Here is a 23,337-nt window from a genome sequence, read left to right on the forward strand (position 1 = left end):
TGCACGTCCTTACCGTATCGGCATGGCAGCCACCACCCACACCGTGTCCAACCAGCCCCCTCCCCTTCTCGGCTACGACGTCTTCGGCGCGGACCGGGTGCTCGGCGAGGCCGTGGAACGCCATCTTCCGGCCGGGGTGCTGGACGAGGCCAGGGAGGGGCTGGCGCGGCTCGGGCAGTCCGCGGGCTCGGCCCAGGCGGCGTCCTGGGGGGCGCAGGCCAACGAGAACCCGCCGGTCCTGCGCACGCACGACCGGTACGGACACCGCGTCGACGAGGTGGAGTTCCACCCGGCCTGGCACCGGCTGCTCGGCCATGGCGTCGGCGCGGGTCTGACCGCTGCCTGGGACCGGCCGGGCGGGCATGTGCGCCGGGCGGCGGGCTTCCTCGTGTGGACGCAGGCCGAGGCGGGGCACGGCTGCCCGCTGTCGATGACGCACGCCGCGGTGCCGGCCCTGCGCGCCGAGCCCGAGGTGGCCGCCGAGTGGGAGCCGCTGCTGACCTCGCGGGTCTACGAGCGGGGGCTGCGGCCGGCCGGGCGGAAGGCAGGGGCGCTGCTGGGCATGGCGATGACGGAGAAGCAGGGCGGCTCCGACGTACGGGCGGGTACGACGCGCGCCGAGCCGCTGGCCGGCGAGGGCGAGTATCTGCTGACCGGGCACAAGTGGTTCTGCTCGGCCCCGATGTCCGACGGTTTCCTGGTGCTGGCGCAGGCCCCGGACGGGCCGACCTGCTTCCTGCTGCCCCGGGTGCTGCCGGACGGCACGCGCAATCCGTTCGCGATCCAGCGGCTCAAGGACAAGCTGGGCAACCGGTCGAACGCCTCGGCCGAGGTCGAGTTCGACGGGACGTGGGCGCGCCGGATCGGTGAGGAGGGGCGCGGGGTGCGCACGGTCATCGGCATGGTGGCGGCGACCCGGCTGGACTGTGTGACGGGTTCGGCGGCGCTGATGCGGCAGGCGGTGGCGCAGGCGGTGCACCACACGACGTACCGCTCCGCGTTCGGCGGGCCGCTCGTGGAGAAGCCGCTGATGCGCAATGTGCTGGCCGATCTGGCGCTGGAGTCGGAGGCGGCGACCGTGCTGGCGATGCGGCTCGCGGCGGCGTACGACGAAGGGGGCGAGAGCGAGTCGGCGTTCCTGCGGATCGCGGTGCCGGCGGCGAAGTACTGGGTGACCAAGCGGTGCGCGTCCGTGGTGGGCGAGGCGCTGGAGTGCCTGGGCGGCAACGGCTACGTGGAGGAGTCGGGCATGCCCCGGCTGCTGCGCGAGGCGCCGCTCAACTCGATCTGGGAGGGTTCGGGGAACGTCCAGGCGCTGGACGTGCTGCGGGCGTTGCGGCGCGAACCGCTCGCGCTGAACGCGTTCCTCCGGGAGGTGGGGCGGGCCCGGGGCGCCGATCACCGGCTCGACGCGGCGATCAGGGACCTGCTGACGGAGCTGGCCGATCTGGCGGGGATCGAGGCGCGGGCCCGCCGGGTGGTGGAGCGCGTCGCGCTGGTGCTCCAGGGCTCGCTGCTGGTGCGCTGGGCGCCGCCGGAGGTGGCGGACGCGTTCTGCGCTTCGCGCCTGGGCGGGGACGGGGGCGCCGCGTTCGGGACGCTGCCGCACACCCTGGATCTGGCGTCGGTGGTGGAGCGGGCCCGGCCGGTGGAGCACTGACCGGGGGCAGCGACGGGGGGTGATGCTGCGCCGACACGGCACCACCCCCCATGCTGTACACACCGGACTTGGGGGCCGGAGCCCCGCCGTGCGGTGTACCGCCACTCTTGTACGGGCCCGGGGCCCTCGCCAGAGTTGCAGAGGGTTGCAACCATTGTGTGGAGTTGCGGTATCGGGGGTCCTGTGACGGCAGGATGAGGGCGCGGCCCCGCGAATGGGCCGGCCACGGGTGTGAGGGGGAACCGGCGTGGAGACGACTCCGGTCGATGTGGTGCGGCTGACGGCCCAGGAGACCGCGCAGACCAGGCGCCTGGTGCACCGGGCCCGGGAGGCGCGGATGGCGGGCGACCGGATGCCCGCGACGCCCCGGGCCGAGATCGGGGCGTCCTGGGACCGGGTGCTGCGCAGCGGCATCGATCCCGAGCAGACGACGCAGAGCCGGCTGCTGGAGGCGGACGAGATCGAGCACCGGCGCCGTAGTTCGGCGCTGGGCGAGGTGATGCCGCTGCTCAGCGACGGGCTGGCGAGCATCGCGGACGCCTCGCAGCAGATCATGGTGGTCACCGATGTGGAGGGCCGGGTGCTGTGGCGCCAGGGCAACACGGGGGTGCTGCGCCGGGCCGACGGCATCTGTCTCGCGGAGGGCGCCGCGTGGTCGGAGGAGAGCACCGGGACCAACGCGATCGGTACGGCGCTGGCCTCGCGCGCCCCGGTGCGGGTGCACTCGGCGGAGCACTTCGTGCGCAGTCTGCACGGCTGGACGTGCGCCGCCGCACCGGTCCGTGATCCGCGGGACGGCCGGCTGATGGGGATCGTCGACATCAGCGGCCCCGCCTCCACGTTCCACCCGGCGACGCTGGCCCTGGTGGGTTCGGTGGCCCGGCTGGCCGAGAGCGAGATCCGGGTGCGGCATCTGGAGGCGATCGACCGGCTGCGTTCGGTGGCCGCGCCGGTCCTGTGCCGGCTGGGCGGGCGGGCGCTGGCGGTGGACGCCCACGGCTGGACGGCGGCGGTGACGGGGATGCCTCCGGTGGACCGGCTGCCGTTGCCGAAGTCGCTGGAGCCGGGGCGGGTGTGGCTGCCGTCGCTCGGCATGTGCCGGGTGGAGCCGCTGGCGGGCGGCTGGCTGGTGCAGGTGGCGGACGGGGCGATGGACAGCCCGCCGCGCCGGGTGGTGCTCGATCTGAGCCGGCCGCGCACGCTGGCGGTGAATGTGGTGAGCCCGGTGGGGACGTGGACGCAGCGGCTCTCCCCGCGCCACGCCGAGCTGCTGTACGCGCTGGCGGTGCGGCGCGAGGGCCGTACGGCGTCGGAGCTGGCGCAGGACCTCTTCGGTGACGCGACCAGGACGGTGACGGTGCGGGCGGAGATCTCGCGGCTGCGGCGCCATCTCGCCGAGGTGCTGGCGCACCGCCCGTACCGGTTCGGCGAGGGCGTCGAGGTGGAGGTGATCCATCCGGAGGACCCGGCGGATCTGCTGCCGCGTTCGAAGGCCCCGGTGGTCGTGGCGGGGCGCGGCACCCCCTGAGCGGGGGTGGTGTCCGCGCAGGTCCCGGGTGCCGGCGGCGGTGCGGGACCCGGCTTGGGCGCGGGCGGCGGGGCATGGTTGTCTGGCAGCCATGAGCAATCCCGTACGCCCCGCAGGCCCCGCCGTCGACGAGGTGACCATCTGGTCGCTGGAGCAGACCTCGCCCGGGGATCTGCGGCCGTCAGCCGTGCCGGACGCGGACGTCCGGATCGTACGGTCCGGGGTGCCGCTGCCCGAGTTCAGCCGTTTCCTGTACACGGCGGTCGGCGGTGACGTCCGGTGGACGGACCGGCTGTCGATGTCGTACGCGCAGTGGCAGGAGGTCCTGGACCGGCCGGGTGCGGAGACCTGGGTGGCGTACGCGAACGGGACCCCGGCCGGCTACATCGAACTGGACCCGCAGGACGACGGCGTGGTCGAGATCATGTACTTCGGGCTGATCCCGGCCTTCCGGGGCCGGCGGATCGGTGGTCATCTGCTGTCGTACGGCACGGCCCGCGCCTGGGACCTGGCCGAGCGGTGGCCGGGGCGGCCCGCGACGAAGCGGGTGTGGCTGCACACCTGCTCGAAGGACGGTCCACACGCGATGGACAACTATCTGCGGCGCGGCTTCCGGCTCTTCGACACCCGCACGGAACTGGAGGAACCGGTGACGACGCCCGGTCCCTGGCCCGGCTCGGGCCGCGAGCTGCTTCCGTAGCAATTCCCCATGCTTGTCCGGTTTTACGCTCCACCCCGGCGCCCGTCACTCGCGTGACGGGCGCCACATCGTCTCACGCACCGGGACAGTCTCGTCCACATCATGGATAGTGGTGGACTGCTCGGAGATCCCCATGACACGCTTCCGTCATGTCCGGAACTGGAATTGCCTTGGTGAGTCGACGCCACGTCGACCTCGGCCGCATGTCCAGCGCCATCTGTCCGGTGAGCTGAGAGTCCCAGCACCGCCGAGATCCCCCTTTGCTTCAGTTCAGCCCTGCGCACCGCCGCGCCAGACGCGAGTGTGCAGTTCAGAGCCGCCCTCCTGCAGTCCCGAAGGACGTATTTGCCATGGCCTCCAGCCCGGAGAAGACCGCTACCGCGACGCCCCGCCGCAAGGTCGGGCGCCATCGTGGTGAGGGCCAGTGGGCCATGGGACACCACACGCCCCTCAACGGGAACGAGCAGCTCAAGAAGGACGACGACAGTCTCAATGTGCGGACACGCATTGAGACGATCTACTCCAAGCGCGGATTCGACTCGATCGACCCCAACGACCTGCGCGGACGCATGCGCTGGTGGGGGCTGTACACCCAGCGCAAGCCCGGGATCGACGGCGGCAAGACCGGGGCCCTGGAGCCGGAGGAGCTTGAGGACAAGTTCTTCATGATGCGCACCCGCATCGACGGCGGCCGTCTGACGACCGCTCAACTGCGCGCCATCGGTGAGGTGTCACAGCAGTACGCCCGCGGTTCCGCCGACATCACCGACCGGCAGAACGTGCAGATGCACTGGGTGCGGATCGAGGACGTGCCCGCGATCTGGGAGAAACTGGAGGCCGTCGGGCTCTCCACCACCGAGGCGTGCGGCGACTGCCCGCGCACGATGATCGGTTCGCCGGTGGCGGGGATCGCCGCCGACGAGATCATCGACGGCACCCCGGCCCTGGAGGAGATCCACGCCCGCCACATCGGCAGCAAGGAATTCTCCAACCTGCCCCGCAAGTTCAAGACCGCCATCTCCGGCTCCCCCGTGCAGGACGTCGTCCACGAGATCAACGACATCTCGTTCGTCGGCGTCGTGCACCCCGAGCACGGCCCCGGCTTCGACCTCTGGGTCGGCGGCGGGCTCTCCACCAACCCCCGGCTGGCCGAACGGCTCGGTGCCTGGGTGCCGTTGGACGAGGTCCCCGACGTCTGGGCGGCGGTCACCAGCCTCTTCCGCGACTACGGCTACCGGCGGCTGCGCAACCGCGCCCGGCTGAAGTTCCTGGTCGCCGACTGGGGTGTCGCCAAGTTCCGCCAGGTGCTGGAGGACGAGTTCCTGCGGCGCCCGCTGCTCGACGGCCCCGCCCCCGAAGAGCCGGTCTCGCGCTGGCGCGACCACGTCGGGGTGCACCCGCAGCGCGACGGCCGGTTCTACGTGGGCTTCGCCCCGCGTGTCGGGCGGCTGGACGGCGCCACCCTCACCAAGATCGCCGAGCTGGCCGAGGAGCACGGCTCCCACCGGGTGCGGACCACGGTGGAGCAGAAGATGATCATCCTCGACGTGGAGCAGGACCGCGTCGACTCGCTCTCCGCCGGCCTGGAGGCGCTGGGTCTCCAGGTCAAGCCCTCGACGTTCCGGCGGGGCACGATGGCCTGCACCGGCATCGAGTTCTGCAAGCTGGCGATCGTCGACACCAAGGGCCGCGGCGCCTCCCTCATCGAGGAACTGGAGCGCAGGCTCCCGGACTTCGACGAGCCGCTCACCATCAACATCAACGGCTGCCCCAACGCATGCGCCCGCATCCAGACGGCGGACATCGGCCTCAAGGGCCAGCTCATGCTCGACGCCGACGGGAACTCGGTCGAGGGCTTCCAGGTGCACCTCGGCGGGGCGCTCGGGCTGGACGCCGGATTCGGCCGCAAGGTGCGCGGACTGAAGGTCACGTCCGAGGAGCTGCCCGACTACGTCGAGCGGGTCATCGGCCGCTACCTGGAGGAGCGCGAGGAGAACGAGCGCTTCGCCACCTGGGCGGCCCGCGCCAGTGCGGAGTCCCTGTCATGAGCGAGCGCGCCGCGCCCTTCCACTGCCCCTACTGCGGCGACGAGGACCTGCGCCCGCACGAGGCGGGGCACGGGGCATGGGAATGCGCCTCCTGCAACCGCGCGTTCCAGCTGAAGTTCCTGGGGCTGCTGAGCCGGGGACTGAAGTCCAACGACGCGGGAGGGGACGGAATATGACGGTCGATCAGGAAATCGGCACGCTCACCGACGAGACCCTGAGGGAACTCGCCGAGCGGGCCGGACGCGAGCTGGAGGACGCCTCCGCGTCCGACATCCTCCGGTGGGCGACCGAGACGTTCGGGACCCGGTTCTGCGTCACCTCCTCCATGGAGGACGCGGTCGTCGCCCACCTCGCCTCCCGGGTGCGGCCCGGGGTCGATGTGGTGTTCCTCGACACCGGCTACCACTTCGAGGAGACCATCGGGACCCGGGACGCGGTGGACGCCGTGATGGACGTCAACGTCATCACGCTGACCCCGCGCCGGACCGTGGCCGAGCAGGACGCCGAGTACGGGCCGAAGCTGCACGACCGCGACCCCGACCTCTGCTGCAAGCTGCGCAAGGTCCAGCCGCTGGAGGAGGGCCTGACCTCGTACACGGCCTGGGCGACCGGGCTGCGCCGCGACGAGTCCCCCACCCGGGCGAACACCCCCGTCGTCGGCTGGGACGAGAAGCGGCGCAAGGTGAAGGTCTCACCGATCGCCCGCTGGACCCAGGACGACGTCGACGCGTACGTCGCCGAGCACGGTGTGCTCACCAACCCGCTGCTGATGGACGGTTACGCCTCCGTGGGCTGCGCGCCCTGCACCCGCCGGGTGCTGGAGGGCGAGGACGCGCGGGCCGGACGCTGGGCCGGACGCGGCAAGACCGAGTGCGGGTTGCACGGCTGATGACGACTGATCAGGAGACTTCGATGAGCGTGACGGAGACGGGAGCCACCGTCTGGCTGACCGGTCTGCCGAGCGCCGGCAAGACCACCATCGCCTACGAACTCGCCGGGCGGCTGCGCGGCGAGGGCCACCGGGTGGAGGTGCTCGACGGCGACGAGATCCGCGAGTTCCTCTCGGCGGGCCTCGGCTTCTCGCGCGAGGACCGGCACACCAACGTCCAGCGGATCGGCTTCGTCGCCGAACTGCTGGCGGCCAACGGCGTGAAGGTGCTGGTCCCGGTCATCGCCCCGTACGCGGACAGCCGCGACGCGGTCCGGGGACGCCACCGGGCCGAGGGCACCGCGTATCTGGAGGTGCACGTCGCCACTCCGGTCGAGGTGTGCTCGGAGCGCGATGTGAAGGGGCTGTACGCCAAGCAGGCGGCGGGCGAGATCAGCGGGCTCACCGGGGTGGACGACCCCTACGAGGCGCCCGAGTCGCCCGATCTGCGGATCGAGTCGCACCGGCAGACCGTGCAGGAGTCCGCAGCGGAGCTGTACGCGCTGCTGAGCGAGAGGGGTGCAGCGTGACGACCGTCGCGACTGTGTCGGAAGACACCGGCTATCCGTACGCACTCAGCCACCTGGACTCGCTGGAGTCCGAGGCGGTGCACATCTTCCGCGAGGTGGCGGGCGAGTTCGAGCGGCCGGTGATCCTCTTCTCCGGCGGCAAGGACTCGATCCTGATGCTGCACCTGGCGCTCAAGGCGTTCGCGCCCGCGCCGGTGCCGTTCGCCCTGCTGCACGTGGACACCGGGCACAACTTCCCCGAGGTGCTGGAGTACCGCGACCGCACGGTCGCCGAGCACGGGCTGCGGCTGCACGTCGCCTCCGTCCAGGAGTACATCGACGCCGGGAAGCTCCGCGAGCGCCCCGACGGCACCCGCAACCCGTTGCAGACGGTTCCGCTGACCGAGGCGATCCAGCAGCACCGCTTCGACGCGGTGTTCGGCGGCGGGCGGCGCGACGAGGAGAAGGCGCGCGCCAAGGAGCGGGTCTTCTCGCTGCGCGACGAGTTCTCCCAGTGGGACCCGCGCCGCCAGCGCCCCGAGCTGTGGCAGCTGTACAACGGCCGGCACGCCCCCGGTGAGCACGTCCGGGTCTTCCCGATCTCCAACTGGACCGAGCTGGACGTCTGGCAGTACATCCAGCGCGAGCGGATCGAGCTCCCGGCGATCTACTTCGCCCACGAGCGCGAGGTCTTCAACCGTTCCGGCATGTGGCTGACCGCCGGCGACTGGGGCGGCCCCAAGGAGCACGAGAGGACCGAGACCCGGCAGGTGCGCTACCGCACGGTCGGCGACATGTCCTGCACGGGCGCCGTCGACTCCGACGCCACCACGCTGGACGCCGTGATCACCGAGATCGCCGCTTCCCGGCTCACCGAACGGGGTGCCACCCGCGCCGACGACAAGATGTCCGAGGCCGCGATGGAAGACCGCAAGCGCGAGGGGTACTTCTAAGATGACCACGTCCACCCAGTCGGCCGAGCTGCTCGCGGCCACCACCCTGCTGCGGTTCGCCACCGCGGGGTCGGTCGACGACGGCAAGTCCACCCTCGTGGGACGGCTGCTGCACGACTCCAAGTCGGTCCTCACCGACCAGCTGGAGGCCGTCGAGCACGCCTCGCGCAACCGCGGCCAGGAGGCGCCGGACCTGGCGCTGCTGACCGACGGGCTGCGCGCCGAGCGCGAGCAGGGCATCACCATCGATGTCGCCTACCGCTACTTCGCGACGCCCCGGCGCCGGTTCATCCTCGCCGACACCCCCGGCCATGTGCAGTACACCCGCAACATGGTCACCGGCGCCTCCACCGCCGAGCTGGCCGTCGTCCTGGTCGACGCCCGCAACGGGGTGGTCGAGCAGACCCGCCGGCACGCCGCGGTCGCCGCCCTGCTGCGCGTCCCGCACGTGGTGCTGGCGGTCAACAAGATGGACCTGGTGGACTACGCGGAGCCGGTGTTCGCGGCGATAGCCGAGGAGTTCACCGCGTACGCCGCCTCCCTCGGCGTCCCCGAGATCACCACGATCCCGATCTCCGCGCTGGCCGGCGACAACGTCGTGGAACCCTCCGCGCACATGGACTGGTACGGCGGTCCGACCGTCCTCGAACACCTGGAGACGGTCCCGGTCAGCCACGACCTCACCGGCTGCCACGCGCGCTTCCCCGTCCAGTACGTGATCCGGCCGCAGACCGCCGAGCACCCGGACTACCGGGGCTACGCGGGCCAGATCGCCGCCGGCGTCTTCCGGGTCGGCGAGCCCGTCACCGTACTGCCCTCGGGCCGCACCTCCACGATCGCGGGCATCGACCTGCTCGGGGACAGCGTGGACATCGCCTGGGCGCCCCAGTCGGTGACCCTGCGGCTGGCCGACGACATCGACGTCTCGCGCGGCGACCTCATCGCCCCGGTGGGCGACGCCCCGGCCGTCACGCAGGACGTCGAGGCGACCGTCTGCCACGTCGCGGACCAGCCGCTCACCGTGGGCCGGCGGGTGCTGCTCAAGCACACCACCCGCACGGTCAAGGCGATCGTCAAGGACATCCCCTCGCGGCTGACCCTCGACGACCTCTCGCAGCACCCGGCCCCGGGACAGCTCGTCGCCAACGACATCGGCCGGGTCGTGGTCCGTACCGCCGAGCCGCTCGCGCTCGACGCCTACGCCGACTCGCGCCGCACCGGCTCGTTCCTCCTGATCGACCCGGCGGACGGCACCACGCTGTCGGCGGGCATGGCGGGCGCCTCGTTCGCCGCGGCCGAGGAACCCCCCGCGGCGGACGACGACGCCGAATGGGACTTCTGATGGGTATCGACATCTTCTCGACCTTCGCGAAGGAGGGCGGCCGCGTCGGCAGCGGCGCCCTCGGCAGCGGGCAGGGCGGGGTGGCGCGATGTGCGCGATGACGTACGCGCACTGCCTGCGCGCCCGGCAGCACCACCAGCACCGCCCGTTCAGACGAAGACCTGCCGACTGCCCGGCCGCGCCCCCGTTCCGGGGGACGTGAGCGCCGGGCCAACGAGGGGAAAGCCTCCCGTGCCTGCCACCCGTACCACCCTGCGCCGCAGCATCGCCGCCGTCGCCGCCCTGCCCCTGCTGGCCGTGGCCCTGACGGCCTGCGGCTACGGCTCCGAGTCCACGGACGACGACGCCAAGAAGGCGAACACCGCCACCGACGGGAAGAAGCTCTCCGTCGACACCGTGCGCATCGGGTACTTCCCGAACCTCACGCACGCCACCGCGCTCGTGGGCGACCAGGAGGGTCTGTTCCAGAAGGAACTGGGCGGCACCCAGCTCAAGACCGCCACCTTCAACGCCGGCCCGTCCGAGATCGAGGCGCTGAACGCCAACTCGATCGACATCGGCTTCATCGGCCCCTCGCCGTCCATCAACGGCTACACGAAGTCCAAGGGCAAGAACCTGCGGATCATCGGCGGTTCGGCCTCCGGCGGCGTCAAGCTCGTCGTGAACCCCAAGAAGATCAAGACCCTGGACGACCTCAAGGGCAAGAAGATCGCCACCCCCCAGCTCGGCAACACCCAGGACGTGGCCTTCCTCAACTGGATCTCCGAGAAGGGCTGGAAGGTCGACGCCCAGAGCGGCAAGGGCGACGTCTCCGTCGTCCGTACGGACAACAAGGTGACCCCGGACGCCTACAAGTCCGGTTCCATCGACGGCGCCTGGGTCCCCGAGCCGACCGCGTCCAAGCTGGTCGCCGACGGTGCGAAGGAACTGCTCGACGAGTCGACGCTGTGGCCGGACGACAAGTTCGTGATCACCAACATCATCGTGTCGCAGAAGTTCCTCAAGGAGCACCCGGACGTCGTCGAGGCCGTGCTGCGCGGGTCCGTCGCCACCAACGCGTGGATCAACGCCAACCCGGACAAGGCGAAGGAGTCCGCCAACGCCGCGCTGAAGAAGCTCACCGGCAAGGAGCTTCCGGCCGAGGTGATCGACCCGGCGTGGAAGTCGATCCTGATCACCGACGACCCGCTGGCCGCCACGCTCGACGCGCAGGCCCAGCACGCGGTGAAGGCCGGTCTGCTGGAGGAGCCCGACCTCAAGGGCATCTACGACCTGAAGCCCCTGAACAAGATCCTCAAGGCCGCGGGCGAGCCCGAGGCCGACGACGCCGGTCTCGGCGTCAAGTAACCAGCCGCCCGAAGACTCCCAGGAGGTGACGACCATGGCGAACACCCTCACCAAGGCCGAGGACCGTGTCGCGGTCGGGCACGCCGCTCGTCTCGCACATGTATCGAAGTCCTTCACCGGGCCCGCGGGAGCGCAGCTGGTCCTGGACGACATCACTCTCGATGTCGCCCCGGGCGAGTTCGTCACCCTTCTGGGGGCCTCCGGATGCGGCAAGTCGACGCTGCTCAACCTGGTGGCCGGACTCGACCGGCCGACCGGGGGGACCATCGAGACCCCCGGCGGCCGGCCGGCCCTGATGTTCCAGGAGCACGCCCTCTTCCCGTGGCTGACCGCGGGCAAGAACATCGAACTCGCGCTGCGCCTGCGCGGCGTGCCGAAGTCGCAGCGCCGCCCGGAGGCGGAACGGCTGCTGGAGCTGGTGCGCCTGGGCGGGGCGTACGGCAAGCGGGTGCACGAGCTCTCCGGCGGTATGCGGCAGCGCGTGGCGATGGCCCGCGCGCTCGCCCAGGACAGCCAACTGCTGCTGATGGACGAGCCGTTCGCCGCGCTCGACGCCATCACCCGCGATGTGCTGCACGACGAGCTGACCCGGATCTGGCGCGAGACCAATGTGTCGGTCCTCTTCGTCACGCACAACGTGCGCGAGGCCGTCCGGCTCGCCGAGCGCGTGGTGCTGCTCTCGTCCCGCCCCGGCCGGATCGCCCGTGAGTGGACGGTCGACATCGAGCAGCCCCGCCGCATCGAGGACACCTCAGTGGCGGAACTGTCCGTCGAGATCACCGAACAACTGCGTGGGGAGATCCGCCGTCATGGCCAGCACTGACATCGAGTCGGACAAGGCGGGGTCCGGCGGGAGCGGGCCCGGTACGGGAAAGCCGGACGACCTGGCCGGCCTTGAGGCCGGTCTCGACGCACTGGACGCGGTGCAGGTGCAGCGCACCCCGGTGCGCGAGGTCCTGCTGCGCAAGGTCCTGCCGCCGCTGCTGGCGGTGGTCCTGGTCCTGCTCGTGTGGCAGGTGCTGGTCTGGGCCGAGGTGACCGAGGACTACAAGCTGCCCTCGCCGCCGGCGGTCTGGGACAGCGTGGGCGACATGTGGCGGCAGGGGACCCTGCTGGAGGTGGTGTGGACCAGCGTCTCGCGCGGTCTGCTGGGCTTCCTGCTCTCCGTCGCCATCGGCACCCCGCTCGGCCTGCTGGTGGCCCGGGTGAAGTTCGTCCGGGCCGCGATCGGCCCGATCCTGTCCGGGCTCCAGTCCCTGCCCTCCGTGGCGTGGGTGGCGCCTGCCGTGATCTGGCTCGGCCTGAACGACTCGATGATGTTCGCGGTCATCCTGCTGGGCGCGGTGCCCTCGATCGCCAACGGCCTGGTCTCCGGCGTCGACCAGGTGCCGCCGCTCTTCCTGCGGGCGGGCCGGACCCTGGGTGCGACCGGGCTGCGCGGCACCTGGCTGATCGTCATGCCGGCCGCCCTGCCGGGCTACCTGGCCGGTCTCAAGCAGGGCTGGGCGTTCTCCTGGCGTTCGCTGATGGCCGCCGAGATCATCGCCTCCTCGCCCGACCTCGGCCTCGGGCTCGGCCAGTTGCTGGAGAACGGCCGCAACAACGCGGACATGCCGGGGATCTTCCTCGCCATCATCCTGATCCTGTTCGTCGGCATCGCCATCGACCTGCTGATCTTCAGTCCGCTGGAGCGGTGGGTGCTGCGCAGCCGCGGTCTCCTCGTCAAGAACTGAGCGCTCATGTCCTCTCCTGTCCTCCTCGTCATCGCCCACGGCAGCCGTGACCCGCGGCACGCCGCGACCGTGCACGCGCTGACCTCGCGGGTACGGGCGCTGCGGCCGGGGCTGCGCGTGGAGACCGGGTTCCTGGACTTCAACGCGCCCTCGGTGCCGCGGGTCCTGGAGCGGCTGGCCGCCGGGGGGGCGGACGAGGTGGTCGCGCTGCCGCTGCTGCTCACCCGGGCCTTCCACGCCAAGTCGGACATCCCGGCGGTGCTGCGGGAGGCCCGCGCGGCGCTGCCCCGGCTGCGGGTGCGGCAGGCCGAGGTGCTCGGCCCGTCGCCGCTGCTGAACGCCGCTCTGGAACGGCGGCTGTACGAGTCCGGGGTCCGCCCCGGCGACCGTGGCTCGACCGGGCTCGTCCTGGCCTCGGCGGGCTCATCCGACCCGGAGGCGATCGCAGTGATCGCTGAAATCGCGCGGGAGCTGCGGCACACCGGTTGGTGTTCCGTGCGGCCTGCGTTCGCCTCCGCATCACAGCCCCGTACCGAGGACGCGGTACGGGCCCTGCGGGCCGACGGCGTGCGCCGGGTGGCGGTCGCCCCGTACGTGATCGCGCCCGGCCGTCTCCCGGACCGCATCGCGGCGGGGGCGGCCGAGGCCGGCGCCGATGTGCTGGCCGGGGTGCTGGGGCCGGCGCCCGAACTGGCCCGGCTGCTGCTGAACCGGTACGACGCGGCCCGTGCGCGGTCCGCGCGCCCGGTCCCGCTCAGCGCCTGAGCTGCCGGGGCGGGCTCAGCCCACGTCGATGCCGCCCGTGCGGGTGCGCTTGAGCTCGAAGAAGTCCCCGTGTCCGGCGAGCACCCGGAAGCTGTCGAACAGCCGGGCCGCCTCCTCGCCGCGCGGGATCGCCCGCAGCACCGGGCCGAACCAGACCGTCCCGTCCACGTGGATGGTGGGCGTGCCGACGTATCCGCCCGCCTCCGGGTCCTGGCCCGCCTCGTGGCTGCGCCGCACGGCCTCGTCGTACGCCTCGCTGTGCGCGGCCTCCGCGAGCCGCGCGGGCAGGCCCAGTTCGGCCAGGGACTGGGCGACGACCTCGTCGAAGTCCTCGTTCTTCTGCTGGTGGATACGGCTGCCGAGGGCCGTGTACAGGTCGCGCAGGACCTCCTCGCCGTGTTCCTCTGCCGCGGCGGCGGCGACCCGTACGGGGCCGGTCGACCGGTCGACCAGGTCGCGGTACCAGTCGGGGAGTTCGTTGCCGGTGTTGTGCAGGTAGAGGCTCATGACGTGGAAGCGGAGCTCGATGTCGCGGAGCTGCTCGACCTCCAGCATCCAGCGGGAGGTGATCCAGGCGAACGGGCAGGCCGGGTCGAAGTAGAAGTCGACGACGGGCCTGCCCTGTTCCGGGGTGCGGTGTGTGCTCATGGAGGTGAGCCTAGCCAGCCGGTGGCGCACTCCCCCGGGCCATTCGGCGCCCTGCGGCCTGGGCCACTTTCACTCCGCGGTCCACTGCGGGTCGCGTCCGCTCAGGGCCAGGGCGCGGGTGAACCCGGTGGCTCCCGGGACTGCCACCTCGTCGGTGAAACCCTCGTAGCGGCGGTAGAGCGCGGCGGTCTTCTCGACGGTCCCCAGCACGTGGGCGGCGGCCTCGTCGGAGAGCCGGAACTCCTGGCCGGTGGCGCGGGCCACGTCCCAGCCGTGCAGGGCGGTCTCCTCGATGAGCATGGCCGCGGTGTCGGCGGCCGGGGACGCGGACTCACCGGTGCCGATGGTGCCCTCCCAGACGGCGGGGTCGGACCAGGCGGCGACAGCCCGCTCCAGCCGGTCGGCGTACCGCTCGGCCCAGTCGGCGTCGGCGGTGAAGTCGCGGGCCACGAGCTCCTCGGGAAGCTCCGTGCGCCGGGCGCGGTGCTCCATGCCGTGCGAGGTGTAGAGGACCCAGTGGTTGATGAGCGTGCGGAGATCCCAGTCCGCGCAGGGGGTGGCGGTCGCCTCCAGCTGTCGGGCGCTGACGCCCCGGGCCACACGGGCGGCCTCGGCGGCGCATTCGGTCATGTGGGTGTGCTCGTTCTTCATGCACACCAACGTAGGCAGGCAGGGCATGGGCGGTATTGAAGAAAGGCGACAGGAGGCGGGCGAGGAGGGTGTACGGGGCACGGATAGGCTTTCCGTGCGCAGGAAGGCGCTCGCGCCCGTACGAAGGAGCAGCCGCACGTGACCACCACCGCACCTCTGTCCCCCTCCGTCGCCACGGCCCCGGTGCCGGTCATCCGGGCCGACGGGGTCTCGCTCGTACGCGACGGGAACGTCCTGCTCGACTCGGTCTCGCTCACGGTGCGCGGCGGGGAGCACTGGGCGCTGCTCGGGGCCAACGGGGCCGGCAAGAGCACGCTGCTCGGGCTGCTCGGCGCGGTCACGCATCCGACCCGGGGTTCGGTCGAGGTGCTGGGCCGGACGCTGGGGCGGGTCGATCTGCGGGAGCTGCGGACGCTGCTGGGCCATGTCAATCCGCGTCATCCGCTGCGGTCGCCGCTGACGGTGGCCGAGGTGGTGCTGACGGGCCTGACGAACTCGGTCGAGCCGGTGCCGCGCTGGTCGCCCGGCCCGGGGCAGCGGGAGCGGGCGGAGCGGCTGCTGACGATGCTGGGCATGGGTGGAAAGACAGGGTCGCGCTGGCCGGCGCTCTCGCAGGGCGAGCGGGGCCGGACGCTGATCGCGCGTGCGCTGATGCCGCAGCCTCGGCTGCTGCTGCTCGACGAGCCGGCGACCGGGCTCGACCTGGCCGCCAGGGAGCAACTGCTGGACAGTCTGGACGCGTTGCGCGAGGAGCATCCGGAGCTGGCGACGGTGCTGGTCACCCATCATCTGGAGGAGCTGCCCGCGTCGACCACCCATGCGATGCTGCTGCGCGGCGGGCGGTGCCTGGCCTCGGGGGAGGCGGACGAGGTGCTGACCACGGACCGGGTCAGCGAGTGCTTCGGGCACCCGGTGCACATCACCCGGACGGACGGCCGCTGGACGGCCCGTGCCCGGCGCTCGCCCCGTCGCTGACGTCGGGGGCGGCGTCGAAGGGGGTGGCCTGGTGGTAGAAGAGCAACCAGCCCGCTTCGGTGAGCCGCCACAGCGAACTGCGGTGGGCGCGCCTGCCCCTGGCCTCGGTGTCGAAGGTGAGGTGGACCAGCTCGTCGGCGAGGTGGACGCCGTGCATCCGTGAGGCGGTGAGCTGGCCCGGCCGCGGGGCCCGGCCCGAGGTGAGCGTGTTGATGACCGTGGCCCGGTCCCAGAGGCGGCCGGTGGTGTCGACCTCGTGGTAGTCGGGGTGCAGCACCTGGTCGAGGAGGTCGGCGGAGGCCCGGACCGCGGGGTCCAGGAGCCGCAGCTCGCCCTCGATGGCCGCGGCCACGCCCACCGCCGGCTCGGTCATGCCCCGCCCCCGCCCGGTTTCGTCGTCATGCGGCCCAGCGTAGGCGGGCCCGGTCCGGGCATGCGGCCGCCGCGCCCCGTGGGGGAGGGCGCGGTGGCCGCCGGCCGGTGGGGCCGTGTTACTCGACGATCTTCAGGAGCTTGTTCGCGGTGCCCGATGTGGCGTCGCTGATGGCGTCCGGGGTGGCGCCGTCGGTCAGGGCCGTGGCGACCTCGTCCGGGGTGGCGTCCGGGTGCTCGGACAGGTAGACGGCGGCGGCACCGACGACGTGCGGGGTCGCCATGGACGTACCGGAGATGGTGTCCGTGCCGGTGTCGCTGTCGTTCCACGCCGAGGTGATGTCCGAGCCCGGGGCGTAGAGGTCCACGAGCGAGCCGTAGTTGGAGAAGTACGACTGCTCGTCGTCCACGGTGGACGAGGCGACCGTGATGGCCTCCGGGACGCGCGCCGGGGAACTCGTGCTCGCGTCGGCCGACTCGTTGCCGGCGGCGACCCCGTAGGTGACGCCGGAGGCGATGGATTCCTGGACCGCCGCGTCGAGCGCCTCGTCCGCGCCGCCGCCGAGGCTCATGTTGGCGACGGACGGGCCCTCGTGGTTCGCGGTGACCCAGTCGATGCCGGCGATGACCTGCTCGGTGGTGCCCGAGCCCGAGTCGTCCAGGACCCGGACGGCCACGATCTTGGCGTTCTTGGCGACGCCGTAGGTCGCACCGGCTATGGTGCCGGCGACGTGGGTGCCGTGGCCGTAACCGTCGTCGGCGACGTCGTCGTCGTCCACGGCGTCGTAGCCGTAGCTGGCGCGGCCCTCGAACTCCTCGTGCGTGATGCGGACCCCGGTGTCGATGACGTACGCGGTGACACCCTCGCCGGCGCTGTCCGGGTAGGTGTAGGCGTTGTCGCCGGCGGTCTCGGTCTGGTCGATGCGGTCCAGGCCCCAGGACGGCGGGTTGGACTGCGTGGCGTCGACGTGGAACTTCTTGTTCTGGACGACCTTGGAGACGGCCGGGTCGGCGGCGAGCCGCTTGGCCTCGGTCTCGGTGAGGCCGCTGGCGGAGAAGCCGTTGATGGCGGAGCTGTAGTTGCGGTTCAGCTTGCCGCCGTACTCCTTGGCCAGCTCCGCCTTGTCCGCCTTGTGGTCCAGCATCACGATGTAGCTGCCGGAGACCGCGGTCGCCGCGTCGGCGCCGTAGATCTTGCCCATGGCGGGAGCGGGTGCCGCTCCGGCGATGGGGCTGCCCAGCAGGGTGACGCCGGCCGCGGCCGCGACAGCGGTGATGGCGGCGGTCAGCTTGAACCGGCGTGCGCGCTTGTGAATTGCCATGAAGAGGGATCTCCTCGTCATTCTTTTGTGGGGGGATTGACCCTCGGCCGGAAATTCTCCGGGGGTTGGTTCGAAACCTTTACCGATTGACGCGCGCAGATCAAGACCTTCATACGGCTCTGACGCAGTCGTCAAGCTTTCGTCACAAGAAGCCCTCACCTGCGTGCCGATACGCCAACCACCTTTACGTGTAAGGGGCTTCGATCCTCCCTCTCGGGGGCACAACCGGTCCGCAAGATGGAGAAGGGCCGTACCCGGCTCCGCAGAGAGCATGACGAGAAGCCTTTATTCCGCGCCTACCTTCGAAATCGGGAGGCGACGGCGGTGGGCCGGTGCCGGTCACGAGGGGGAAAGCCCGTCATGGGGACAGTGGATTCGGCGCGGACAGGGGCGCCACGGGTGCGGGGCATCGCGGCCCGCGCGGGCGGCTGGAGCGCACGGCACCGCTGGGCGGCGGTGACCGTCTGGGTGCTGTTCGTCGTCCTGGCCATGGGCCTCGGCTCCGCGGCGGGCCGGGTCGATGTGAAGGAGAGCGACCAGATGTCCGGCGAGGTGGGCCGGGCCGTGCAGATCATCGAGGACGCGGGGCTCAAGGACCCGGCCGGTGAGACCGTGCTCGTCCAGTCCGACGGCAGGGGCGCGGTCGACGCCGACTCGCGGAAGTTCCGGTCGGCCGTGGACGACGTGATCGAGGCCGTGCAGTCCACCGGTGAGGTCACCGCCGTCACCTCGCCGTACACCACCGGGACCGTCTCGGCGGACAAGCACAGCGCGCTGGTGCAGTTCGAGATGCGCGGCGACCCGGAGACGGCGAGCGAGCGCGTCGAGCCGGTGCTGAAGGCCGTCGCGAAGGTGGACGGTGCGCACGAGGGGCTGCGGATCGAGGAGATCGGCGGCGCCAGCATGGGCAAGACGTTCGACGACGCCTTCGGCAGCGACTTCCAGCGGGCCGAGTTCTCCGCCGTGCCCGTCGCGCTCGGCATCCTGCTCATCGCCTTCGGCGCGCTGGTCGCCGCCCTGCTCCCGGTCGCCCTGGCCCTCACCGCGATCATGGCGACCATGGGGCTGATGGGCGTGGTGAGCCACTTCCAGCCGATGAGCGACACCGCCAACTCCGTGATGCTGCTGGTCGGTCTGGCCGTCGGCGTCGACTACTGCCTGTTCTATCTGCGCCGGGAGCGCGAGGAGCGGGCCAAGGGGCGGGACGCCAGGACCGCGCTGATGATCGCCGCCGCGACCAGCGGCCGCGCCATCGTCGTCTCCGGTGTGACGGTCTGTGTCGCGATGGCGGGCATGCTCTTCACCGGCATCGCCGAGTTCGAGGCGATGGGGCTGGCCTCGCTCATGGTCGTCGCGGTCGCCATGGTCGGCTCCGTCACCGTGCTGCCCGCACTGCTCTCGCTGCTCGGTGAGCGCGTCGAGAAGGGCCGGGTTCCCTTCCTGGCCCGCCTCAAGCGCTCCCAGCGGGGCGGCACCGACAACGAGAGCCGGGTCTGGCGCGCGGTGCTCGCCGTGGTGCTCCGCCGGCCCTGGACCGCTCTCGTGGTCGCCGCCGGCGCGCTCGCCGCGATCTCGCTGCCCGCGCTCGGCATGCACACCCAGAACCTCACGCTGGACCAGGAGTTCGGCGACTCGCTGCCGATCGTGCGGACCTACGACCGGCTGAACGAGGCGTTCCCCGGCGGCGCCGACCCGGCGCGGGTCGTGGTCAGGGCCGACGACATCGGCGCGGCTCCGGTGCGCCAGGCGCTCGCGGAGTTCCGCCGGCAGGCCGTCGCCTCGGGCGCGTCGAAGGGCCCGGTCGACATCGTGACGCACGACGCGGAGAACATCGCGGTCATCGACGTACCGCTGGTCGGCGGCTCGGACCAGGACCGGGCCGTCAGGAGCCTGGACCTGCTGCGCGACACCGTGCGGCCGGCGACACTCGGCAAGGTGGCGGGGGTCGAGGCGCCGATCACCGGTCAGGTGGCCGGTTCGAAGGACTTCAACGACCAGATCGTCGGCTCGGTCGTTCCGGTCTTCGCCTTCGTGGTCGTCTTCGCCTTCCTCCTGATGCTGCTCTGCTTCCGCTCCCTGACGGTCGCGATCACCTCGATCGTCCTCAACCTGCTCTCGGTGGGCGCCGCCTACGGCATCCTCACCGCGATCTTCCAGCACGGCTGGGGCGCCTCGCTGGTGGGCGCGGAGGGGGTCGGCGCGATCATCTCCTGGCTGCCGCTGTTCCTCTTCGTGATCCTCTTCGGGCTCTCGATGGACTACCACGTGTTCGTGGTCTCCCGGATCCGTGAGGCGCGCCTCCAGGGCCGTACCACCCGGGACGCCATCGCTCACGGCGTGGTCACCACGGCCGGTGTGGTGACCAGCGCGGCCGTCATCATGGTCGCCGTGTTCGCGATCTTCGGCACGCTGTCGATGCAGTCCATGAAGCAGATGGGCGTGGGCCTGGCCGCGGCCGTGCTGATCGACGCGACGATCATCCGCGGGGTCCTGCTGCCGGCCGCGATGGCCCTGCTGGGCGAGCGCAACTGGTACTTCCCGAAGTGGCTGCGGTGGCTGCCGGACATGACCCACGACGAGTCGTACGACGAGGTGCCGAAGGCCTCCGAGCCGGTCCGCGGGGGCGGGGAGCCGGAGCGGGTCGGCGTCTGACCCCGGCCGCGCGCACGCGCCTGCCCTCCTCCCGGCTCCGGGCGGAGGGCAGGCGCCTTCAGCGCTGGTAGCGGGCCAGGACCCGGTTGCCGTCGGTCACCAGACGCTTCTTCAGCTCGGCGGCGTCGATCGCCCCGCTGTAGTACTCCTGGAGCGCGGGGGTGGCGACCTTGTCCTTCCACTCGGGGTAGCCGCGCACGGACTGGGCCGGTGCGGAGCGCAGCGCTCCGGCGAGGGCGGCTCCGGTCGCCCAGCCACGGTCCGCGGTGTGCAGCGCGGGGTCGGCCAGCGCCTCCGTGCCGGTCGGCAGCATCCAGTCCCCCTTGGCCAGGCGCACCATGTTGGCGGGCCGCAGCAGGAAGTCGATGAACCGGACGGCCTCCTTCTTGTGCGGGCTGTCCTCAGCGACGGACAGGGTCTGCGGGCTCACCCCCTGGGCGAGGCCGTCCCGGCCGGCGGGGGCGGGCAGCACCGTCCACTCGAAGCCCTTCGGGGCCTGCTCGACGACCTGCTGGCGGTAGGAGAAGCCGAGCGGCACCATCGCGTACTTGCCGCCGAAGAAGCCGGGCAGGGTGTCGCCGCCGCCCATGCCGAGCGCGGTGCGGGCCGCGCTGCGGTCGTTGTTGACCTGGTCGTGGATGGTGCCGGGAACCACCTGGTCGCCCTCCCCCATCGCGATCGTCACCTTTCCGTCGGCGCCCCGGTGGAAGAGTTCGCCGCCCGCCGAGAGGCCCAGGTTGAGGGTGACGGAGACCGGCTCCTTGAGCGGCCAGGCGACCCCGTAGCGGCCCTCACCGGTCAGCTCCTCGGTCACCTCCCGGAACTCCGGCCAGCTCCAGGGCTTCTCGGGGGTCGGGATACGGACCCCCGACTCCTTGAGGATCCTGGTGTTGGCGATCAGGACCCGGGGCTCCTGGAGGAAGGGCACCCCGTAGACCCCTCCGTCGAAGGTGGCGGTCCGCCAGCTCTGCCGGGGGATGTCCCGGGTCAGCCGGTCCGGCAGGAGCGCGCGCAGGTCGGCGAGGTAGCCCCCGTACGCGAAGTCGGCGAGGTCGTCGGACGCGTCGTGGATGACGTCGGGCGCCTCGCCGCCCTCGAAGGAGGTCAGGAGCTGGTCGTGGACGCTGTCCCAGCTGCCCTGGACGTACTGCACCTGGATGTCGGGGTGGGCCGCGTTCCACTCCCCGACCAGCCGCTTGTTGATGTCGACGGACTCCTTCTGCCAGGCCAGCGACTGGAAGCGGAGCCGGATCTTCCCGTCCGTGCCGCCGTCCCCGCCCGTGCCGCAGCCGGTGAGCAGCAGGGCCAGCGCGGTGGCCGCCGCCGCTGCCGTGCGTACCAGCGCGCGCATCAGCTCTTCACCGCCCCGGCCAGCATGCCTCCGGTGATCCTGCGCTGGATGACCGCGAACAGGACGAGCGAGGGGAGGGTGGCGAGGAACGCGGCGGCGGCGAGCGGCCCGAGGTCACTGGCACCCTCCGCGCCGAGGAAGTGCGTCAGTACGACCGGCAAGGTCTGCTTCTCCGGTGTCTTGAGGAGGACCAGGGCGAAGAAGAACTCGTTCCACGCGGTGATGAACGCGAAGAGGGCCGTGGCGACGATGCCGGGGGCCAGCAGCGGGGCGGTGACCGAGACCAGCGTGCGCAGCCGGCCCGCCCCGTCGACCGCCGCCGCCTCCTCCAGTTCGGGCGGCACGGCCCGTACGTAGCCGACGAGCATCCACAGCGCGAAGGGCAGGGCCCACACCACGTACACCATGATCAGCCCCCACAGCGTGTTGATCAGGTGCAGATGCTTGAGGACCAGGAAGAGCGGAATGATCAGCAGGACGAAGGGGAACGCCTGGCTGACCACGACCCAGCCGGTGGCCGCCGTGGCGAGCCGGGTACGGTGGCGGGCCATCACATAGGCCATCGGGGTGGCGATGACGACGGCGATGGCCCCGGCCGAGAGCGCGGCGATCAGCGAGTTGGCGGCGGCCCGCAGCAGCGGCTGCTCGTCGAAGGCCTGTCGGAAGTTGTCCAGCGTCGGGTGCTGGGGAATCCACGTCGGGTGCAGCGACCCCAGCTCCGGCGCGGGTTTGAAGGCGGTGGAGATCAGCCACAGGAACGGGAACGCCAGGAAGACCAGGTAGCACAGCAGCGCCAGGTACTGCCCGGCACGCACGGACCGCTTGGCGCGCATGCTCATCGGTCCTCCCCTCCCCTGAGCCGGCCCGCGAGGTACACGGCGAGGATCACGGAGATCACCGCGACCATCACACAGCCCATCGCGGCGGCGTAGCCGAACTGCCCGTAGCGGAACGCCTCCTCGTACGCGAAGAGCATGGGCAGCCGGGTGCGGCCGCCGGGACCGCCGTTGGTCAGGACGTAGACCAGGGCGAAGGAGTTGAAGTTCCAGATGAAGTTGAGCGCGGTGATGGAGAGCGCGACCGGTCTGAGGGCGGGCCAGGTGACGGTCCTGAACCGGCGCCAGGCTCCCGCCCCGTCCAGGGCCGCGGCCTCGTGGAGTTCCTGCGGGGTGTTCTGGAGGCCCGCCAGCAGGGCGACCGTGGTCTGCGGCATGCCTGCCCAGACGCCGACGAGGATCACCGCGGGCAGGGCGGTGGCGAGCCCGGTCAGCCAGTCCCGGCCGTCACCGAGGCCCAGGTCGCGGACGGTCTCGTTGAGGATTCCGGCGTCCGGGTTGTAGACGAGCCGCCACATGATGCCGACGACGACCTCGGGCATCGCCCACGGGATGATCGCCAGGGCGCGGGCCAGCCAGCGCATCCGCAGGTTCTCGTTGAGCAGCAGGGCGAGGCCGAGCGCGAGTACGAACTGCGGGACGCTCACCCCGACCGCCCACACCAGGCCGATCCGGAACGACTCCCAGAACAGCCCGTCGTGCAGCAGGTCCTGGAAGTTCAGCGCGCCGACCCACTGGGTGGACCGGGTGCGGCCCGACTGGGAGTCGGTGAAGGCCAGCGCGATGCCGTAGAGCAGCGGGCCGACGCTCAGGACCAGGATGGGGATGAGGGCGGGCAGCACCAGGAACCAGGTGCCGGAGCCCCGCCCGGGGCGCGCGGACCGCCCGGCGCCCCGCCCGCGCGGCGGACCGTCCCGTCCGGACCGCACGGTTGCACTCGCCCATGCCATGAATGCGCCCCCTTTGCGTCATTCGACCGGCTTCACACCGTTCTGGCCGCTCAGGTGGCCTCCGTCA

At 71.6% G+C, this 23,337-nt stretch carries 23 protein-coding genes; 16 read left to right on the plus strand and 7 right to left on the minus strand.

The genetic code is table 11. From position 1 onward, the window contains the following. The first annotated feature begins 22 nt into the window (after positions 1–22). From B082_RS0126145 to B082_RS0126215, 14 genes are all read left to right on the plus strand, one after another. A complete protein-coding gene (locus tag B082_RS0126145) occupies positions 23–1,660 on the plus strand; it encodes an acyl-CoA dehydrogenase family protein (RefSeq protein WP_018554755.1) in 1,638 nt (545 codons plus the stop codon). A gap of 337 nt (positions 1,661–1,997) precedes the next feature. Continuing rightward, positions 1,998–3,188 (plus strand): GAF domain-containing protein, encoded by a 1,191-nt coding sequence (locus B082_RS0126150; protein WP_234018242.1) that lies wholly within the window; start codon positions 1,998–2,000, stop codon positions 3,186–3,188. 91 nt (positions 3,189–3,279) lie between these two features. After that, positions 3,280–3,888, plus strand: coding sequence for a GNAT family N-acetyltransferase (locus tag B082_RS0126155; protein WP_018554757.1), 609 nt, complete (start codon positions 3,280–3,282; stop codon positions 3,886–3,888). 149 nt (positions 3,889–4,037) lie between these two features. After that, positions 4,038–4,121: a putative leader peptide gene (locus B082_RS40425; RefSeq protein ID WP_309474722.1), complete on the plus strand. Its 84-nt coding sequence runs from the start codon at positions 4,038–4,040 to the stop codon at positions 4,119–4,121. Positions 4,122–4,238: 117 nt separating this feature from the next. Then, on the plus strand, positions 4,239–5,936 hold the full coding sequence (locus B082_RS0126165) for a nitrite/sulfite reductase (protein ID WP_018554759.1): 1,698 nt from the start codon (positions 4,239–4,241) through the stop codon (positions 5,934–5,936). Then, positions 5,933–6,112: a hypothetical protein gene (locus B082_RS0126170; protein WP_018554760.1), complete on the plus strand. Its 180-nt coding sequence runs from the start codon at positions 5,933–5,935 to the stop codon at positions 6,110–6,112. Before B082_RS0126165 ends, B082_RS0126170 begins: the two co-directional genes overlap by 4 nt. Continuing rightward, complete coding sequence (locus B082_RS0126175; protein WP_018554761.1) at positions 6,109–6,825, plus strand: phosphoadenylyl-sulfate reductase; 717 nt, start codon at positions 6,109–6,111, stop codon at positions 6,823–6,825. The genes B082_RS0126170 and B082_RS0126175 overlap by 4 nt, the downstream gene beginning before the upstream one ends. A 23-nt stretch (positions 6,826–6,848) precedes the next feature. Continuing rightward, positions 6,849–7,394, plus strand: coding sequence for an adenylyl-sulfate kinase (gene cysC / locus B082_RS0126180; protein WP_018554762.1), 546 nt, complete (start codon positions 6,849–6,851; stop codon positions 7,392–7,394). Continuing rightward, a complete protein-coding gene (gene cysD / locus B082_RS0126185) occupies positions 7,391–8,326 on the plus strand; it encodes a sulfate adenylyltransferase subunit CysD (protein WP_018554763.1) in 936 nt (311 codons plus the stop codon). The genes cysC and cysD overlap by 4 nt, the downstream gene beginning before the upstream one ends. A 1-nt stretch (position 8,327) precedes the next feature. Then, on the plus strand, positions 8,328–9,668 hold the full coding sequence (locus B082_RS0126190) for a sulfate adenylyltransferase subunit 1 (protein WP_018554764.1): 1,341 nt from the start codon (positions 8,328–8,330) through the stop codon (positions 9,666–9,668). 231 nt (positions 9,669–9,899) lie between these two features. Beyond that, positions 9,900–11,015 carry an aliphatic sulfonate ABC transporter substrate-binding protein gene (locus tag B082_RS0126200; protein ID WP_018554766.1) on the plus strand — a complete coding sequence of 372 codons (1,116 nt, stop codon included), beginning with the start codon at positions 9,900–9,902 and terminating at the stop codon, positions 11,013–11,015. Between the two features lie 34 nt (positions 11,016–11,049). Further along, complete coding sequence (locus B082_RS0126205) at positions 11,050–11,838, plus strand: ABC transporter ATP-binding protein (protein ID WP_018554767.1); 789 nt, start codon at positions 11,050–11,052, stop codon at positions 11,836–11,838. Then, a complete protein-coding gene (locus B082_RS0126210; protein ID WP_018554768.1) occupies positions 11,825–12,748 on the plus strand; it encodes an ABC transporter permease in 924 nt (307 codons plus the stop codon). Before B082_RS0126205 ends, B082_RS0126210 begins: the two co-directional genes overlap by 14 nt. Positions 12,749–12,754: 6 nt before the next feature. After that, on the plus strand, positions 12,755–13,513 hold the full coding sequence (locus B082_RS0126215; protein ID WP_018554769.1) for a sirohydrochlorin chelatase: 759 nt from the start codon (positions 12,755–12,757) through the stop codon (positions 13,511–13,513). Positions 13,514–13,528: 15 nt separating this feature from the next. On the opposite strand, the gene B082_RS0126220 is transcribed toward B082_RS0126215, so the two are convergent. Together B082_RS0126220 and B082_RS0126225 are read right to left on the minus strand one after the other, a co-directional pair. After that, the gene (locus tag B082_RS0126220; protein WP_018554770.1) at positions 13,529–14,161 is read right to left on the minus strand and encodes a DsbA family protein; all 633 of its coding nucleotides are present in this window, start codon (positions 14,159–14,161) and stop codon (positions 13,529–13,531) included. 69 nt (positions 14,162–14,230) lie between these two features. Continuing rightward, positions 14,231–14,812: a TIGR03086 family metal-binding protein gene (locus B082_RS0126225; RefSeq protein WP_018554771.1), complete on the minus strand. Its 582-nt coding sequence runs from the start codon at positions 14,810–14,812 to the stop codon at positions 14,231–14,233. Positions 14,813–14,950: 138 nt separating this feature from the next. Here B082_RS0126225 and B082_RS0126230 point away from each other — a divergent pair, with 138 nt between their 5' ends. Further along, a complete protein-coding gene (locus tag B082_RS0126230) occupies positions 14,951–15,787 on the plus strand; it encodes an ABC transporter ATP-binding protein (protein WP_018554772.1) in 837 nt (278 codons plus the stop codon). Here B082_RS0126230 and B082_RS0126235 read toward each other — a convergent pair. Together B082_RS0126235 and B082_RS0126240 are read right to left on the minus strand one after the other, a co-directional pair. Then, complete coding sequence (locus tag B082_RS0126235; RefSeq protein WP_018554773.1) at positions 15,732–16,160, minus strand: DUF4440 domain-containing protein; 429 nt, start codon at positions 16,158–16,160, stop codon at positions 15,732–15,734. The two genes, B082_RS0126230 and B082_RS0126235, sit on opposite strands and share 56 nt — an antisense overlap. A gap of 118 nt (positions 16,161–16,278) precedes the next feature. Next, on the minus strand, positions 16,279–17,481 hold the full coding sequence (locus B082_RS0126240) for a S8 family peptidase (RefSeq protein ID WP_018554774.1): 1,203 nt from the start codon (positions 17,479–17,481) through the stop codon (positions 16,279–16,281). Positions 17,482–17,841: 360 nt separating this feature from the next. Between B082_RS0126240 and B082_RS0126245 the strand changes: the two genes are divergently transcribed. After that, on the plus strand, positions 17,842–20,133 hold the full coding sequence (locus tag B082_RS0126245) for an MMPL family transporter (RefSeq protein ID WP_051094691.1): 2,292 nt from the start codon (positions 17,842–17,844) through the stop codon (positions 20,131–20,133). A 58-nt stretch (positions 20,134–20,191) separates the two neighbouring features. On the opposite strand, the gene B082_RS0126250 is transcribed toward B082_RS0126245, so the two are convergent. The 3 genes from B082_RS0126250 to B082_RS0126260 are packed head-to-tail and all read right to left on the minus strand — an operon-like array spanning position 20,192 to position 23,270. Then, positions 20,192–21,484 (minus strand): ABC transporter substrate-binding protein, encoded by a 1,293-nt coding sequence (locus tag B082_RS0126250; protein WP_018554776.1) that lies wholly within the window; start codon positions 21,482–21,484, stop codon positions 20,192–20,194. Continuing rightward, positions 21,484–22,323 carry a carbohydrate ABC transporter permease gene (locus B082_RS0126255; protein WP_018554777.1) on the minus strand — a complete coding sequence of 280 codons (840 nt, stop codon included), beginning with the start codon at positions 22,321–22,323 and terminating at the stop codon, positions 21,484–21,486. Before B082_RS0126255 ends, B082_RS0126250 begins: the two co-directional genes overlap by 1 nt. Then, positions 22,320–23,270: a carbohydrate ABC transporter permease gene (locus B082_RS0126260; protein WP_037710904.1), complete on the minus strand. Its 951-nt coding sequence runs from the start codon at positions 23,268–23,270 to the stop codon at positions 22,320–22,322. Before B082_RS0126260 ends, B082_RS0126255 begins: the two co-directional genes overlap by 4 nt. Between the last annotated feature and the right edge of the window lie 67 nt (positions 23,271–23,337).

Source organism: Streptomyces sp. ATexAB-D23, from assembly GCF_000373645.1.
Taxonomy (GTDB): domain Bacteria; phylum Actinomycetota; class Actinomycetes; order Streptomycetales; family Streptomycetaceae; genus Streptomyces; species Streptomyces castrisilvae.